At 70.8% G+C, this 13,784-nt stretch carries 16 protein-coding genes; 1 reads left to right on the forward strand and 15 read right to left on the reverse strand.

Features of this window, described 5'->3' with window-relative positions; genetic code table 11:
• Positions 1-20: 20 nt before the first annotated feature.
• From glmM to IF129_RS12795, 4 genes are all read right to left on the reverse strand, one after another.
• A complete protein-coding gene (gene glmM, locus IF129_RS12780; protein WP_191209716.1) occupies positions 21-1,379 on the reverse strand; it encodes a phosphoglucosamine mutase in 1,359 nt (452 codons plus the stop codon).
• A 252-nt stretch (positions 1,380-1,631) separates the two neighbouring features.
• Complete coding sequence (gene rpsI / locus IF129_RS12785) at positions 1,632-2,147, reverse strand: 30S ribosomal protein S9 (protein ID WP_191209717.1); 516 nt, start codon at positions 2,145-2,147, stop codon at positions 1,632-1,634.
• Between the two features lie 38 nt (positions 2,148-2,185).
• Positions 2,186-2,629, reverse strand: a complete 444-nt coding sequence (rplM, locus tag IF129_RS12790; protein WP_191209718.1) for a 50S ribosomal protein L13 — start codon at positions 2,627-2,629, stop codon at positions 2,186-2,188.
• Between the two features lie 294 nt (positions 2,630-2,923).
• Positions 2,924-4,552 carry an ABC-F family ATP-binding cassette domain-containing protein gene (locus IF129_RS12795; RefSeq protein WP_191209719.1) on the reverse strand — a complete coding sequence of 543 codons (1,629 nt, stop codon included), beginning with the start codon at positions 4,550-4,552 and terminating at the stop codon, positions 2,924-2,926.
• A 100-nt stretch (positions 4,553-4,652) separates the two neighbouring features.
• Between IF129_RS12795 and IF129_RS12800 the strand changes: the two genes are divergently transcribed.
• A complete protein-coding gene (locus IF129_RS12800) occupies positions 4,653-5,498 on the forward strand; it encodes a hypothetical protein (protein ID WP_191209720.1) in 846 nt (281 codons plus the stop codon).
• Between the two features lie 37 nt (positions 5,499-5,535).
• Here the strand turns inward: IF129_RS12800 and truA are convergent, their stop codons facing one another.
• The 11 genes from truA to secY form a co-directional block, all read right to left on the reverse strand.
• Positions 5,536-6,381, reverse strand: a complete 846-nt coding sequence (gene truA, locus IF129_RS12805) for a tRNA pseudouridine(38-40) synthase TruA (RefSeq protein ID WP_191209721.1) — start codon at positions 6,379-6,381, stop codon at positions 5,536-5,538.
• A 106-nt stretch (positions 6,382-6,487) separates the two neighbouring features.
• Positions 6,488-7,003 carry a 50S ribosomal protein L17 gene (gene rplQ / locus IF129_RS12810; RefSeq protein WP_191209722.1) on the reverse strand — a complete coding sequence of 172 codons (516 nt, stop codon included), beginning with the start codon at positions 7,001-7,003 and terminating at the stop codon, positions 6,488-6,490.
• 114 nt (positions 7,004-7,117) lie between these two features.
• Positions 7,118-8,140, reverse strand: coding sequence for a DNA-directed RNA polymerase subunit alpha (locus IF129_RS12815; RefSeq protein WP_191209723.1), 1,023 nt, complete (start codon positions 8,138-8,140; stop codon positions 7,118-7,120).
• A 146-nt stretch (positions 8,141-8,286) separates the two neighbouring features.
• Positions 8,287-8,913: a 30S ribosomal protein S4 gene (gene rpsD / locus IF129_RS12820; protein WP_191209724.1), complete on the reverse strand. Its 627-nt coding sequence runs from the start codon at positions 8,911-8,913 to the stop codon at positions 8,287-8,289.
• A gap of 26 nt (positions 8,914-8,939) precedes the next feature.
• Positions 8,940-9,344, reverse strand: a complete 405-nt coding sequence (gene rpsK / locus IF129_RS12825; RefSeq protein ID WP_004571845.1) for a 30S ribosomal protein S11 — start codon at positions 9,342-9,344, stop codon at positions 8,940-8,942.
• Positions 9,345-9,409: 65 nt separating this feature from the next.
• Positions 9,410-9,790 carry a 30S ribosomal protein S13 gene (gene rpsM / locus IF129_RS12830; RefSeq protein ID WP_191209725.1) on the reverse strand — a complete coding sequence of 127 codons (381 nt, stop codon included), beginning with the start codon at positions 9,788-9,790 and terminating at the stop codon, positions 9,410-9,412.
• A 195-nt stretch (positions 9,791-9,985) separates the two neighbouring features.
• Entirely contained in the window at positions 9,986-10,099 is a 114-nt protein-coding gene (rpmJ, locus tag IF129_RS12835) for a 50S ribosomal protein L36 (RefSeq protein WP_003956441.1), read from the reverse strand.
• Between the two features lie 58 nt (positions 10,100-10,157).
• Positions 10,158-10,379, reverse strand: coding sequence for a translation initiation factor IF-1 (gene infA, locus IF129_RS12840; RefSeq protein ID WP_003948620.1), 222 nt, complete (start codon positions 10,377-10,379; stop codon positions 10,158-10,160).
• A gap of 199 nt (positions 10,380-10,578) precedes the next feature.
• The gene (gene map, locus IF129_RS12845; RefSeq protein WP_191209726.1) at positions 10,579-11,424 is read right to left on the reverse strand and encodes a type I methionyl aminopeptidase; all 846 of its coding nucleotides are present in this window, start codon (positions 11,422-11,424) and stop codon (positions 10,579-10,581) included.
• A 222-nt stretch (positions 11,425-11,646) separates the two neighbouring features.
• Positions 11,647-12,300, reverse strand: a complete 654-nt coding sequence (locus tag IF129_RS12850) for an adenylate kinase (RefSeq protein ID WP_191209727.1) — start codon at positions 12,298-12,300, stop codon at positions 11,647-11,649.
• Positions 12,300-13,616, reverse strand: coding sequence for a preprotein translocase subunit SecY (gene secY / locus IF129_RS12855; RefSeq protein ID WP_191209728.1), 1,317 nt, complete (start codon positions 13,614-13,616; stop codon positions 12,300-12,302). The genes IF129_RS12850 and secY overlap by 1 nt, the downstream gene beginning before the upstream one ends.
• Between the last annotated feature and the right edge of the window lie 168 nt (positions 13,617-13,784).

The following is a 13,784-nucleotide window of genomic DNA, read 5'->3' on the forward strand; positions in this document are numbered from 1 at the left end:
GCGGGGCGGGCGGGCGGGTGTCAGCCCAGGGCGGACTTCACGGCGTCGGCCAGCCGCCCGGCCACGGCGTGGGCCTGCTCGATGTCCGCCGCCTCGACCATCACCCGCACCAGCGGCTCGGTGCCGGAGGGCCGCAGCAGCACGCGTCCGGTCGCGCCCAGCTCCCGCTCCGCGTCCGTGACGGCCGCGCCCAGCTCCGCCGAGGTGGCCACCCGCGACTTGTCGACGTTCGGCACGTTGATCAGCACCTGCGGCAGCCGCTCCATGACGCCCACCAGTTCGGCGAGCGTCCGGCCCGTCGCGGCGACGCGGGCGGCCAGCAGCAGGCCGGTCAGCGTGCCGTCGCCCGTCGTGGCGTGGTCGAGGGCGATGACGTGCCCGGACTGCTCGCCGCCCAGGGAGAACCCGCCGCGCTTGAGCTCCTCCAGCACGTACCGGTCGCCCACCGCCGTCTGCACGAGGGTCAGCCCCTCACGTTCCATGGCGAGCTTGAAGCCCAGGTTGGACATGACGGTCGCCACCACGGTGTCGCCGCGCAGGGTGCCGGCCTCCCGCATGCCGAGGGCCAGGACGGCGAGGATCTGGTCGCCGTCGACCTCCTCGCCCCGCGCGTCCACCGCCAGGCAGCGGTCGGCGTCACCGTCGTGCGCGACGCCCAGGTCCGCGCCGTGCTCGACGACGGCCGCGCGCAGGCCCTCCAGGTGGGTCGAGCCGCACTCGGCGTTGATGTTCAGGCCGTCGGGCTCGGCGCCGATGGTGACGACCTCCGCGCCGGCCCGGGCGAAGGCCTCCGGCGACACGCGCGCCGCGGCGCCGTGCGCGCCGTCGATGACGACCTTCAGCCCGTCCAGGCGGTTGGGCAGGACGCCCACGAGGTGCGCGACGTAGCCGTCGAAGCCCTCGCCGTGGTCCCGGACCCGGCCGACGCCCGCGCCCGTCGGGCGCTGCCAGGGCTCGCCCGCGGCGTGCTCGTGGTACGTCGCCTCGATGCGGTCCTCCAGCTCGTCGGGGAGCTTGTGACCGCCCCGGGCGAAGAACTTCACCCCGTTGTCCGGCATGGGGTTGTGGCTCGCGGAGAGCATGACGCCCAGGTCCGCCCCGAGCGACCCGGTCAGGTAGGCGACGGCCGGGGTGGGCAGCACACCGACGCGCAGGACGTCCACGCCCGCGCTGGCCAGCCCCGCCACGACGGCGGCCTCCAGGAACTCCCCCGAGGCGCGCGGGTCGCGCCCCACCACGGCCACCGGTCGGTGCCCCTCGAACGAACCGGCCTCACCCAGCACGTGGGCCGCCGCCACGGACAGGCCCAGCGCCATCTCGGCCGTCAGATCCACGTTCGCGACCCCGCGCACGCCGTCCGTTCCGAAGAGTCGTCCCACCGTGGTACCTCCGAGAGTTCGAGCCGACGCCGCCGACGGATAACCGAAGCGGCGCCCTGTGCAAGGTATGACCAGAAAAGCGCGGCCTCAGACCGGGATTCACTGGTTCTTTCCGGTATACGCCACCTGTATCCCGGAACTGCCGACCATCCGGGACGGACCGCGCGCGGCACGCGCGGCCCGTCCGGATAGGGGAACGCCCCGGCGGCACGGATGTACCGCCGGGGCGTTCGGAGCGCGGCGCGCGAGGCGTCAGCGCTTGCTGTACTGCGTACCCTTACGGGCCTTCTTGAGACCGGCCTTCTTGCGCTCGACGGCGCGGGCGTCACGGGTGAGGAAGCCGGCCTTCTTGAGCGGGCCGCGGTTGTTCTCCACGTCCGCCTCGTTCAGGGCACGGGCCACGCCCAGGCGCAGCGCACCGGCCTGACCGGAGATGCCGCCGCCGCTGATGCGGGCGACGACGTCGTAGCGGTCGTCCAGCTCGAGCACCTTGAAGGGCTCGTTGACTTCCTGCTGGTGCACCTTGTTGGGGAAGTAGGTCTCCAGGGTGCGACCGTTGATCTTCCACTTGCCGCTGCCCGGCACGATGCGCACGCGGGCGATGGCGTTCTTGCGGCGCCCGGTGCCGGCACCCGGCAGCGGGTCGCCGAAGCGGGAGGCGAGCGACTCGGTCGAGTACTCGCCCTCGACGCCCTCGGGCGTCTCGGTGCTGTAGTGCTCGATGTCCTCGGTGTCGACGACGGGGGTCTCAGCGGTGGTCTCGGCCACGATGCTCCTCGGTTCTCTGTGTTCCGGTAGTGGCCGGATTACTGGCTGATCTGGGTGATCTCGAACGGTACGGGCTGCTGCGCGCCGTGCGGGTGCTCGGCGCCGCGGTAGACCTTCAGCTTCGAGAGCATCTGGCGGCCCAGCGTGTTCTTGGGGAGCATGCCCTTGACGGCCTTCTCGACGGCCTTCTCCGGGTTGTTCTCCAGCAGGTCCTCGTAGCGGACGGAGCGGAGACCGCCCGGGTACCCGGAGTGGCGGTAGGCCAGCTTCTGGGTCCGCTTGTTGCCGGAGAGGTGCACCTTCTCCGCGTTGATGATGATGACGAAGTCACCAGCGTCAACGTGCGGCGCGTACACGGGCTTGTGCTTGCCGCGGAGGAGGGTCGCGGCCTGCGAGGCCAGACGGCCCAGGACGACGTCCTGCGCGTCGATGACGTGCCACTGGCGCTTGATGTCGCCGGGCTTGGGGCTGTACGTACGCACGGTCGTATGCCTTCGCTTCTTCTGAGTGAGTCCTGACAGGGCCACCAGATGGATCACGACAGCCTGGACCGCACGACGGTGACGCGGGCCGTGTGCAGATGCTGGTCATCTACCGGTGGGCCGGTGTAGGGCCCCCCTCACGTGAGAATGAGGCAGACCGGTACACAACGATCTCGCAGAATACCGGCCGCCCCCCGATCGGGTCAAAACCGGGCCGTCCCTCAGCGCTGCGCGGGGAACTCCGCGGTGTCGAGCTCCACGATCCGCCCGTCCGCGAGCGGCAGCCGGACGGGCTCAGCGGGGGCGGGCGACGCGGCGTTCGTCCCAGACGGGCTCCGCGGACTCCCGGACCCGGCCGTCCGCCCCGAAGACGAGGTAGCGGTCGAAGGAGCGGGCGAACCAGCGGTCGTGGGTGACCGCCAGCACCGTGCCCTGGTACGCCTCCAGCCCGGCCTGGAGGGCCTCGGCGCTCTCCAGGTCCAGGTTGTCCGTCGGCTCGTCCAGGAGCAGCGCCGTCGCCCCGCCCAGCTCCAGCAGCAGGATCTGGAACCGGGCCTGCTGCCCGCCGGACAGCCGGTCGAAGGGCTGCTCGGAGGCGCGGTCCAGTTCGTAGCGGCGCAGCGCCGACATCGCCGCGCCCCGGTCCAGCGCGTGTTCCGTCCACAGGATGTCCCGCAGCGGCCGTCCGGCGAGCTCGGGGTGGGCATGCGTCTGCGCGAAGTGCCCCGGCACGACGCGCGCGCCCAGCCGCCAGCTCCCGGTGTGGGCGACGGGGTGCTCGGGGTCGTCCGCCAGCAGCCGCAGGAAGTGCGACTTCCCCGACCCGTTCGAGCCGAGGACGGCGACCCGTTCGCCGTAGAACACCTCCAGGTCGAAGGGGTGCATCAGGCCGGTCAGCCCCAGCCGCTCGCAGGTGACGGCCCGCACCCCCGTGCGTCCGCCGCGCAGCCGCATGGTGATCCGCTGCTCGCGCGGCGGCTCCTGCGGCGGGCCCGCCTCCTCGAACTTCCGCAGCCGCGTCCGCGCCGCCTGGTAGCGGGAGGCGAGGTCGCTGTTGAACGCGGCCTTGTTCTTGAGCGTGTTCACCAGCTGCCTGAGCTGCGCGTGCTTCTCGTCCCAGCGCCGCCGCAGCTCCTCGAAGCGGGCGAAGCGCTCGCGCCGGGCCTGGTGGTAGGTGTCGAAGCCACCGCCGTGCACCCAGACGTCCGAACCGGCCGGGCCGGGCTCGACACTGATGATCTTCTCGGCCGAGCGGGCCAGGAGCTCACGGTCGTGGGAGATGAACAGCACGGTCTTGCGGGTCTCCCGCAGCTGCTCCTCCAGCCAGCGCTTGCCGGGGACGTCGAGGTAGTTGTCCGGCTCGTCCAGCAGCAGCACCGCGTCGGGGCCGCGCAGCAGCGACTCCAGGACGAGGCGCTTCTGCTCGCCGCCGGAGAGCGTGCGCACCTCGCGCCACCGGGCCTTCTCGTAGGGGACGCCGAGGGCGGCCGTCGTGCAGATGTCCCACTGGGTCTCGGCCTCGTAGCCCCGGACCTCCGCCCAGTCGCTGAGGGCCTGCGCGTACGCGAGCTGCGCGGGCTCGTCGTCCCGCTCCATGACCGCGAGCTCCGCCGCGTCCACGGCCTGCGCGGCCTCCCGCACGCGGGGCGGGGCGACGGAGACCAGCAGGTCCCGCACCGTGCGCTCGTCCCGCACCGAGCCGACGAACTGCGGCATCACGCCCAGCCCGCCGGTGACCGCCACCGTGCCGCCGTGCGCCTCGACCTCACCGGCGAGGATGCGCAGCAGCGTCGTCTTCCCCGCCCCGTTGGCGCCGACCAGCGCGACGGCCGCCCCCTCGCCGACCCGGAACGAGGCGTCGGCCAGCAGCAGCCGCCCGTCCGGCAGGTAGTACTCGACGTGCGCGGCTTCGAGGTGTCCCATGAGGCCGGATTGTGGCCGCCGCCGGCGGGGAAAGGCCAACCCTTTTCCCCGCCCCTCCCGACGGCGGACCCGCGCGGGCGGCCGGTCTAGGATGCGGGCCATGAGCTTTGGTCAAGGGGGGCCCGGCTGGGGGCCCGGGGACCAGCGGACACCCGACTGGAACGCGCTCGCCGACACCGCCGCCGCGTCCCGCGCGCGCCGCCGGCGCTGGGCGCTGATCGGCGGCGGCGCGGCGGCGACGGTGGCCGTCGCCGCGATCGTGGCCGTGGCCGTCGTCCGGGGCGGCGGAGACGGCACCTCCGACGACCCGACGACCGCGTTGCCGACCCCCGCCGACCTGCCCTCCGGCCCCTCCCAGCCGGAGCCGGACTTCACCGAGGCGCCCCCGCCGCCGAACCCCTACGAGTTCATCTCCGACCCGGACAAGGACACCGCCCCGCGCACCGCGGAGGGCTTCTTCCCCGCCGAGACGATCGAGGTGGAGGGCCGCACGTTCGCCCGCGTCGCGGCGCAGTCCACCGACGACTGCTCCTCGGCCGCCCGCGAGGAGCTGGCGAAGGTCCTGACCGACGGCGGCTGCGCCGAGCTGCACCGGGCGACGTTCACCCGCGACGGCGTCGCCATCACCGTCGGCATCGCCGTCCTGCCCTCGGAGAAGGCCGCGGTGCAGGCCAAGGAGGACGCCCGGCCCTACGTCGCGCCGCTCGCCGCGGGCCCGGTGCCCGAGGACTTCTGCCGGTACTCGGCCTGCCGCTCCAGCGCGAACGCCTACGGGCGCTACACCTACTTCACGCTCTCCGGCTACCTCGACGGCACGAACGTCACGCCGGAGGAGGAGAAGGCGCTGAACGCGGGCCGCGACCTGGCCGCCCACACGCAGGACCGCATCCACCTCCGGGGCGAGGAGCAGGCCGCCGCCGCCGCGACGGCCCCGCCCGCCGACTGACCGTCCGGCAGCGCGGCGCACGTCCCCGGGGAGGCCGTCAGCGGCAGGGCGGCAGCGAGCGGAGGTTGCGGGCCTCGGCGTTGCGCGCGGCGAGCGCGTCGTCCGCCGGGTAGCCGACCTCCTCCAGCGTCAGCCCGTGCGGCCGCACGACGTGCACCGCCGAGTCGCGGACGCCCGCCGCCAGGACCTCGCCCGGCCACGCGGGGGGCCGGTGGCCGTCCCCGACGAACAGCATGGCGCCCACCAGCGAGCGCACCATGTTGTGGCAGAACGCGTCCGCCCTGACGGTCGCCTCCAGCACGCCGTCCGGGCGCCGCTCCCAGCGCAGGTCCAGCAGCCGGCGGATCGTCGTCGCGCCGTCCCGCTTCTTGCAGTACGCCGCGAAGTCGTGCTCCCCCAGCAGGTGCGCGGCCGCCGCGTTCATGGCGTCGAGGTCGAGCGGCCAGTTGTGCCACAGCACGTGGCCGCGCAGCAGCGGGTCGACGCCGCCGGGGTCGTCGGTGACCCGGTAGGCGTAGCGCCGCCAGATCGCCGAGAAGCGGGCGTTGAAGTGCTCCGGGGCGGGTGTCAGCCGCCACACCCGGACGTCGTGCGGCAGCCGGCCCGCGAGGCGGCGCAGCAGCTGCTCGCGGTGCGCCTCCCACAGCTCGGCGGGCAGGTCCACGTGGGCGACCTGACCGCGCGCGTGCACGCCCGCGTCCGTCCGCCCGGCGACCGTCAGCTCGAACGGCTCGGCGGAGCGCGTCACGACGCGCAGCGCCTCCTGGATCTCGCCCTGCACCGTGCGGCGGCCCCGCTGCACCGCCCAGCCGGAGAAGTCCCGGCCGTCGTAGCCCAGGTCCAGCCGTACCCGGACGCATCCGGGCTCCACCCACTCGCTCACCCGCGTCGTTCCTCTCTCCCCGGCCCTCGGCAGCCCCGCCCGGGTAAGCGGACGGGCCCGCCCCCGGTGAGGGAGCGGGCCCGTCGAGCACACCGGGCGGTGGTGCTCAGGCGTCCTTGGACTCCTCGGCGGCCTCGGCCGACTCCTCGGCCGGGGCCTCGGCGTCGTCGGCCTTCTTGAGGTCCGCGGCCTTCTCGCCCTCGGCGTCCTTCGCGGAACGCTTCGTGGCGGCCTCGGCCTCACCGACAGCGGTCTGCTGCACGGTCAGGGCCTCCACCAGCTCGATGACCGCCATGGGCGCGTTGTCGCCGCGACGGTTGCCGATCTTGGTGATCCGGGTGTAGCCACCCGGGCGGTTCTCGTAGCGCGGGCCGATCTCGGTGAAGAGCGTGTGCACGACGGACTTGTCCAGGATCGTGCGCATGACCTGGCGACGGTTGTGCAGGTCGCCCTTCTTCGCCTTGGTGATCAGACGCTCCGCGACCGGGCGCAGGCGGCGGGCCTTCGCCTCGGTGGTGGTGATGCGGCCGTGCTCGAAGAGGCTGGTGGCGAGGTTCCCCAGCATGGCCTTCTGGTGCGCGGCGCTGCCGCCCAGACGGGCACCCTTGGTGGGCTTCGGCATCGTGTTTCTCCTTGGTGTCTGCACCGGCCGTGTCAGGTACCGGTGTCAGGGTCCGCACGGGCTCGTTCCCGCGCGGAACCCGGGGCCCGCCCGGCTGGGCGGGCCCCGGACGAATCAGTACTGCTCGGTCTCGACGAAGCCCTGGTCGGCGTCGTCGTCCGCGCCGTAGGCGTCGGCCGCGGCGGTCGGGTCGAACCCGGGCGGGCTGTCCTTGAGCGCCAGGCCCATGCCGTGCAGCTTGGCCTTGACCTCGTCGATGGACTTCGCACCGAAGTTGCGGATGTCCAGCAGGTCCGCCTCGGAGCGGGCCACGAGCTCGCCCACCGAGTGGATGCCCTCGCGCTTGAGGCAGTTGTAGGAGCGGACCGTCAGCTCCAGCTCCTCGATGGGCAGCGCCAGGTCGGCCGCCAGGGCGGCGTCGGTCGGCGACGGGCCCATGTCGATGCCCTCGGCGTCGACGTTGAGCTCGCGGGCCAGGCCGAACAGCTCGACCAGCGTCTTGCCGGCGGAGGCGACGGCGTCACGCGGACGCATCGACTCCTTCGTCTCGACGTCGACGATCAGCTTGTCGAAGTCGGTGCGCTGCTCGACACGGGTCGCCTCGACCTTGTAGGTGACCTTGAGCACCGGGCTGTAGATGGAGTCGACCGGGATACGGCCGATCTCCTGGCCCGCCTGCTTGTTCTGCACGGCGGAGACGTAGCCGCGGCCGCGCTCGACCGTCAGCTCCATCTCCAGCTTGCCCTTGCCGTTGAGCGTGGCGAGGACGAGGTCGGGGTTGTGCACCTCGACACCGGCCGGGGGCGCGATGTCGGCGGCGGTGACCAGACCCGGGCCCTGCTTGCGCAGGTACATCACGACCGGCTCGTCGTGCTCGGAGGAGACGACGAGCTGCTTGATGTTGAGGATCAGGTCGGTGACGTCCTCCTTGACGCCCGGCACGGTGGTGAACTCGTGCAGGACGCCGTCGATCCGGATGCTGGTGACGGCCGCACCGGGGATCGAGGAGAGGAGCGTACGACGCAGGGAGTTACCGAGGGTGTAGCCGAAGCCCGGCTCCAGCGGCTCGATCACGAACCGGGAACGGAACTCGTCGACGACCTCTTCGGTCAGGGAAGGGCGCTGAGCGATCAGCATGGGGATGTGCCTCCAGTCTTCGGCAACCGCTATTTGATGCCGGACTCCCCGGACGGCCCACCGGCCGACCGGGCTCTACCGCAAGGGTACGGGCGGCCCGGGGTGAAGCACCCGCGGACCGCCCGCCCCGTGTGAGCCGGACCCGACTACTTCGAGTACAGCTCGACGATCAGCTGCTCCTGCACCTGGGTGTCGATCACCTGGCGCTCGGGCATGCTGTGCACGAGGATCCGCAGCTTGGAGGGGATGACCTCCAGCCACGCCGGGACGGTCTTGTCCCCGGCCTCGGCCTGCGCCACCTGGAACGGCGTCATGTTCCGGGAGGACTCGCGGACCTCGATGATGTCGCTCGGGGAGACCCGGGCGGAGGGGATGTCCGTCTTGCGGCCGTTCACGAGGATGTGGCCGTGGCGGACGAGCTGACGGGCGTGGTCGCGGGACTTGGCGTAGCCGGCCCGGTACACGACGTTGTCCAGCCGGGTCTCGAGGATGCGCAGCAGGTTCTCACCGGTCTTGCCGGACTTCCTGTTGGCCTCGTTGTAGTAGCCCCGGAACTGCTTCTCGAGGACACCGTAGATCCGCGCGCACTTCTGCTTCTCACGCTTCTGCAGCAGGTACTCGCTGTCCTTGGTGCGCCCGCGTCCGTGCTCACCCGGGGGGTAAGGACGGATCTCGATCGGGCACTTCGCGCTCTCGCACTTCGCTCCCTTGAGGAAGAGCTTCTGCTTCTCCCGACGGCAACGCTTGCAGTCGGCCCCGGTGTAACGCGCCATAGTCTCTTGTCTCCTACTTCAGCTGGTCAGACGCGGCGACGCTTGGGCGGGCGGCAGCCGTTGTGCGGGGTGGGGGTGACGTCCTGGATCGAACCGACCTCCAGGCCGGTGGCCTGGAGCGAACGGATCGCGGTCTCACGGCCGGAGCCGGGACCCTTCACGAAGACGTCCACCTTCCGCATGCCGTGCTCCTGCGCGCGACGGGCGGCCGACTCGGCGGCCATCTGCGCGGCGAACGGCGTCGACTTGCGCGAACCCTTGAAGCCCACGTGCCCGGCCGAGGCCCAGGAGATCACGTTGCCGGTGGGGTCGGTGATGGAAACGATGGTGTTGTTGAACGTGCTCTTGATGTGAGCGTGCCCGTGGGCGACGTTCTTCTTCTCCTTGCGGCGCACCTTCTTGGCGCCCGCAGTACGGCCCTTCGGAGGCATAAAGATCTACTCCCGTGGAGGTGGTCGGTCCAGCAGCTCGGACCGCTTGTAGCGTCCGGTGCGGACTACTTCTTGCCCGGCTTCTTCTTGCCGGCGATGGCGCGACGCGGGCCCTTGCGGGTGCGGGCGTTGGTCTTGGTGCGCTGACCGCGGACCGGCAGGCCGCGGCGGTGCCGCAGACCCTGGTAGTTGCCGATCTCGACCTTGCGGCGGATGTCGGCCTGGATCTCGCGACGGAGGTCACCCTCGGTCTGGATGTTGGCCTCGACGTACTCGCGGAGCTTGACCAGCTCCTCCTCGGTGAGGTCCCGGACGCGGGTGTCCGGGTTCACGCCGGTGGCGGAGAGGGTCTCGCGGGACCGGGTACGGCCGATGCCGAAGACATAGGTGAGGGCGACCTCCACACGCTTGTCGCGCGGGAGGTCAACGCCTTCGAGGCGTGCCATGGATGTGGCTCCTGAATGTTCACGGAGGTCTTCCGCAGCACCGTTCCCGTACGGCTCCCGAGGGGGCCTACGAGCCGGGTCCCCGGCCTCCGGACCGGGGGTGTCGTCCCCACACGTGACGTGGGGGGTCGGGTGACTGCGTATCTACGTGTGCTCGCGTCGCGCGAAGTACTGCGAGGTGCGGGTCGTGCTGCGTCAGCCCTGGCGCTGCTTGTGGCGCAGGTTGTCGCAGATGACCATGACCCGGCCGTGACGGCGGATCACCTTGCACTTGTCGCAGATCTTCTTGACGCTCGGCTTGACCTTCATGGGATTGAGGTTCTCCGGGTCTGGCCAGCACCTCACGGGAGCGAGGTGAGGGCTCGATCTACTTGTAGCGGTAGACGATCCGTCCACGCGTCAGGTCGTAGGGAGACAGCTCCACCACGACCCGGTCGTCAGGAAGGATACGGATGTAGTGCATCCGCATCTTGCCGCTGATGTGCGCGAGGACCTGGTGACCGTTCTGGAGCTCCACCTTGAACATGGCGTTCGGCAGAGACTCGACAACGGTGCCCTCGATTTCGATGGCCCCTTGTTTTTTGGCCATACTTGAGGTTTTCACCTTCCGGGATCGGCTACCTGGACCGGTCCGGGCATAGGGGTACACCGGGACCGACGAGCCAGTCTACGCCAGGGTGGCCCGGAGAACGAAATCGGGGCGATCGCGTAAGCCTTCCCACTCGGCCGCGCCCTCACACGTCCACCCCGGACGACGGCGAGGGGCGCGTCCGGGAGGCCGACGCCCGTCAGCCCAGCGGGTCGGGGGCGGCCGTGACGCCGTACTCGGCCAGCTTCGCCCTGCCGCCGTCCACGGCCGTCAGCACCAGCGGACCCCTCTCCGTCAGCGCGACGGAGTGCTCCCAGTGGCTGGACCACGAACCGTCGTCCGTCTCCACCGTCCACTCGTCCTCCAGGACGTGGGTGCGCGGCGTGCCCAGCGAGAGCATCGGCTCGATCGCCAGGCACATGCCGGTCACCAGCTTGGGATTGTGCCGCCCGACCAGCCGCCGCCGGTCCACGTAGTTCAGCAGGTGCGGGTCCATGTGCATCTGGCTGCCGATGCCGTGGCCGCCGTAGTCCTCGATGATCCCGTACTTCCCCGACGCCGGGCGGGGCTGCCGCTTCACGTAGCCCTCGACCGCCCGGGAGATCTCCACCAGCCGCGAGCCCCGCCGGAACGCGGCGATCCCCGCCCACAGGGACTCCTCCGTCACCCGGCTCAGCTCGTGCAGCTCGGGCGCGTGCCCCTCGCCGACGAAGACGGTGATCGCCGCGTCGCCGTGCCAGCCGTCCACGATGGCTCCGGCGTCGATCGAGATGATGTCGCCCGAGCTGAGCACCGTCTCCCGGTCCGGGATGCCGTGCACCACGACCTGGTTCACCGAGGTGCAGATGTTGCCGGGGAAGCCGCCGTAACCGAGGAAGTTCGGCTTCGCCCCGTGCTCGGCGAGCACCTTCGCCGCCACCTCGTCCAGATCCTTCGTGGTGGCACCGGGCACCGCGGCCTCCGCGCACGCCCGGTGCATGGCGGCGACGACCAGCCCCGCCTCGCGCATCTTCGCGATCTGCTCCGGGGTCTTGATCTCCACCATGACGGCTGGGCCCTCTTTCCACGTCCGACGAGGGCGCGGCCCACGACCGGCCGACGCCCCCTCCACCATACGGCCTGCGAAATCCCCGCCAACCCGGGCGGCGCCGGGCCGGGGGGCGCGCGGTCCGCTCCGAGCCGCCCGACCGACGCCAGGGCCCGGAAACGCCGCAGGCCGCCGCCCCGAGGGGGGCGGCGGCCTGCACGGCGCGGTGACGCGGCGCGACTACGCCGTGTCGGGCAGCGCGGCGAGCGCGCGCTGCGTGACGTCGGCGACGGCGCCCAGCGCCGACAGCGTCGTCACCAGGCCCTGCGCCTTGTAGTAGTCGATGATCGGCTCGGTCTCGCTGTGGTAGACCTCCAGCCGCTTGCGCACCGTGTCCTCACGGTCGTCGTCCCGCTGGTACAGCTCCCCACCGCACACGTCGCACACGCCCTCCGCCTTCGGCGGGGTGTAGTCGACGTGGAAGATGTGGCTGCTGTCCTGGCGGCACATGCGGCGGCCGGCGATGCGCCGGACCACCTCGTCCTCGGGGACCTCCAGGTCCAGCACGGAGTCCAGCGCCAGGCCGACGTCGGTGAGGATGCCGTCGAGCGCCTCGGCCTGCGCGAGGTTGCGCGGGAAGCCGTCGAGCAGGAAGCCGTTCGCGGCGTCCGGCTGCTCCATGCGGTCCTTGGCCATGCCGATGGTGATCTCGTCCGGCACCAGCTCGCCCTTGCGCATGAAGTCCTGCGCGCGGCGGCCCAGCTCCGTGCCCTCGCTGATGTTGGCACGGAAGAGGTCACCGGTGGAGATGTGCGGAATGCCGAGATTCTTGGCGAGCAACGCGGCCTGCGTGCCCTTGCCCGCACCAGGCGGCCCGACGAGGAGGATACGCATCAGCGGAGGAACCCTTCGTAGTTGCGCTGCTGGAGCTGGCTCTCGATCTGCTTGACCGTCTCCAGGCCGACACCCACGATGATCAGGATGCTGGTACCGCCGAACGGGAAGTTCTCGTTCGCACCGAAACCTGCCAGCGCCACCGTGGGCACCAGGGCGATCAGACCGAGGTAGATCGACCCGGGCCACGTGATGCGGTTCAGCACGTAGCTCAAGTACTCCGCCGTGGGGCGTCCGGCCCGGATACCCGGGATGAAGCCACCATACTTCTTCATGTTGTCTGCAACTTCTTCGGGGTTGAAGGAGATGGCGACGTAGAAGAAGGCGAAGAAGACGATGAGCAAGAAGTACACAGCGACGTAAATCGGGGCACCCTGGTCCGTGAAGTTGTCACGAACCCAGTCCGCCCAGCCCGCCGTCGAGCCGCTGAACTGAACGATCAGCGCCGGGATGTAGAGCAGCGACGAGGCGAAGATGACAGGAATCACACCTGCCTGGTTCACCTTGAGCGGGATGTAGGTGGACGTTCCGCCGTAGGAACGGCGGCCGATCATGCGCTTCGCGTACTGCACGGGGATGCGGCGCTGGGCCTGCTCGACGAAGACCACGAGCCCGACCATCGCGAGTCCGACGACCACGACGGTGCCGAACTCGATCCAGCCGTCCGCGAGGTCGCCCTGCTGCTTGATGGCCCACAGCGCGCCGGGGAAGCCGGCGGCGATGGAGATGAACATCAGGATGGACATGCCGTTGCCGATGCCGCGGTCGGTGACGAGCTCACCGAGCCACATGATCAGGGCGGTGCCGGCGGTCATGGTGACGACCATGGTGATGGTCGTGTACACCGAGTCGTCGGGGACGATCTCGTCGCCCACGGGGCAGCCCTGGAAGAGGGAGCCGCTGCGTGCGGTCGCGACGAGACCGGTGGCCTGCAGCACCGCCAGCGCCACGGTGAGGTAGCGGGTGTACTGGGTGATCTTCGCCTGGCCTGACTGGCCCTCCTTCTTCAGGGCCTCCAGCCGCGGGATCACCACCACGAGGAGCTGCAGGATGATGCTCGCCGTGATGTACGGCATGATTCCGAGAGCGAAGATGGTGACCTGCAACAGTGCGCCACCGCTGAACATGTTCACCAGGCCGAGCAGGCCGGCGTCGCCGCTCTGCTGGTTGTCCAGGCAGAACTGGACGTTCTGATAGCTGATTCCCGGGACGGGGATCTGGGCCCCGAGCCGGTAGAGCACCACGATGCCCAGCGTGAACAGCAGCTTCTTGCGCAGGTCGGGCGTCTTGAAAGCCCGGGTGAACGCGCTGAGCACGGTACCTCCTGCGGCTCTCGCACGATGTGCGCGAGAGGTGACGGTCTGGGTAATGACGGATACGACGGTCAAGAACTGGTCAGTCACTGTGCCGACGCCCAACGGGTGGCTGCGCGCAGGCGGACAGTGCCGCTCACCTTACCGGCGAGAAGGCCGCCCTAGGAACGA

The sequence above is a fragment of the Streptomyces chumphonensis genome (genome assembly GCF_014779715.1).
Lineage (GTDB): Bacteria > Actinomycetota > Actinomycetes > Streptomycetales > Streptomycetaceae > Streptomyces > Streptomyces chumphonensis.

Coding starts and splice junctions, on each gene's coding strand:
- IF129_RS12795 (WP_191209719.1), bottom strand. CDS start 4,552: ATGGGACACCTCGAAGCCGCGCACGTCGAGTACTACCTGCCGGACGGG.
- IF129_RS12800 (WP_191209720.1), top strand. CDS start 4,653: ATGAGCTTTGGTCAAGGGGGGCCCGGCTGGGGGCCCGGGGACCAGCGG.
- rplQ (WP_191209722.1), bottom strand. CDS start 7,003: ATGCCGAAGCCCACCAAGGGTGCCCGTCTGGGCGGCAGCGCCGCGCAC.
- IF129_RS12815 (WP_191209723.1), bottom strand. CDS start 8,140: ATGCTGATCGCTCAGCGCCCTTCCCTGACCGAAGAGGTCGTCGACGAG.
- rpsD (WP_191209724.1), bottom strand. CDS start 8,913: ATGGCGCGTTACACCGGGGCCGACTGCAAGCGTTGCCGTCGGGAGAAG.
- rpsK (WP_004571845.1), bottom strand. CDS start 9,344: ATGCCTCCGAAGGGCCGTACTGCGGGCGCCAAGAAGGTGCGCCGCAAG.
- rpsM (WP_191209725.1), bottom strand. CDS start 9,790: ATGGCACGCCTCGAAGGCGTTGACCTCCCGCGCGACAAGCGTGTGGAG.
- rpmJ (WP_003956441.1), bottom strand. CDS start 10,099: ATGAAGGTCAAGCCGAGCGTCAAGAAGATCTGCGACAAGTGCAAGGTG.
- infA (WP_003948620.1), bottom strand. CDS start 10,379: ATGGCCAAAAAACAAGGGGCCATCGAAATCGAGGGCACCGTTGTCGAG.
- map (WP_191209726.1), bottom strand. CDS start 11,424: ATGGTGGAGATCAAGACCCCGGAGCAGATCGCGAAGATGCGCGAGGCG.
- IF129_RS12850 (WP_191209727.1), bottom strand. CDS start 12,300: ATGCGTATCCTCCTCGTCGGGCCGCCTGGTGCGGGCAAGGGCACGCAG.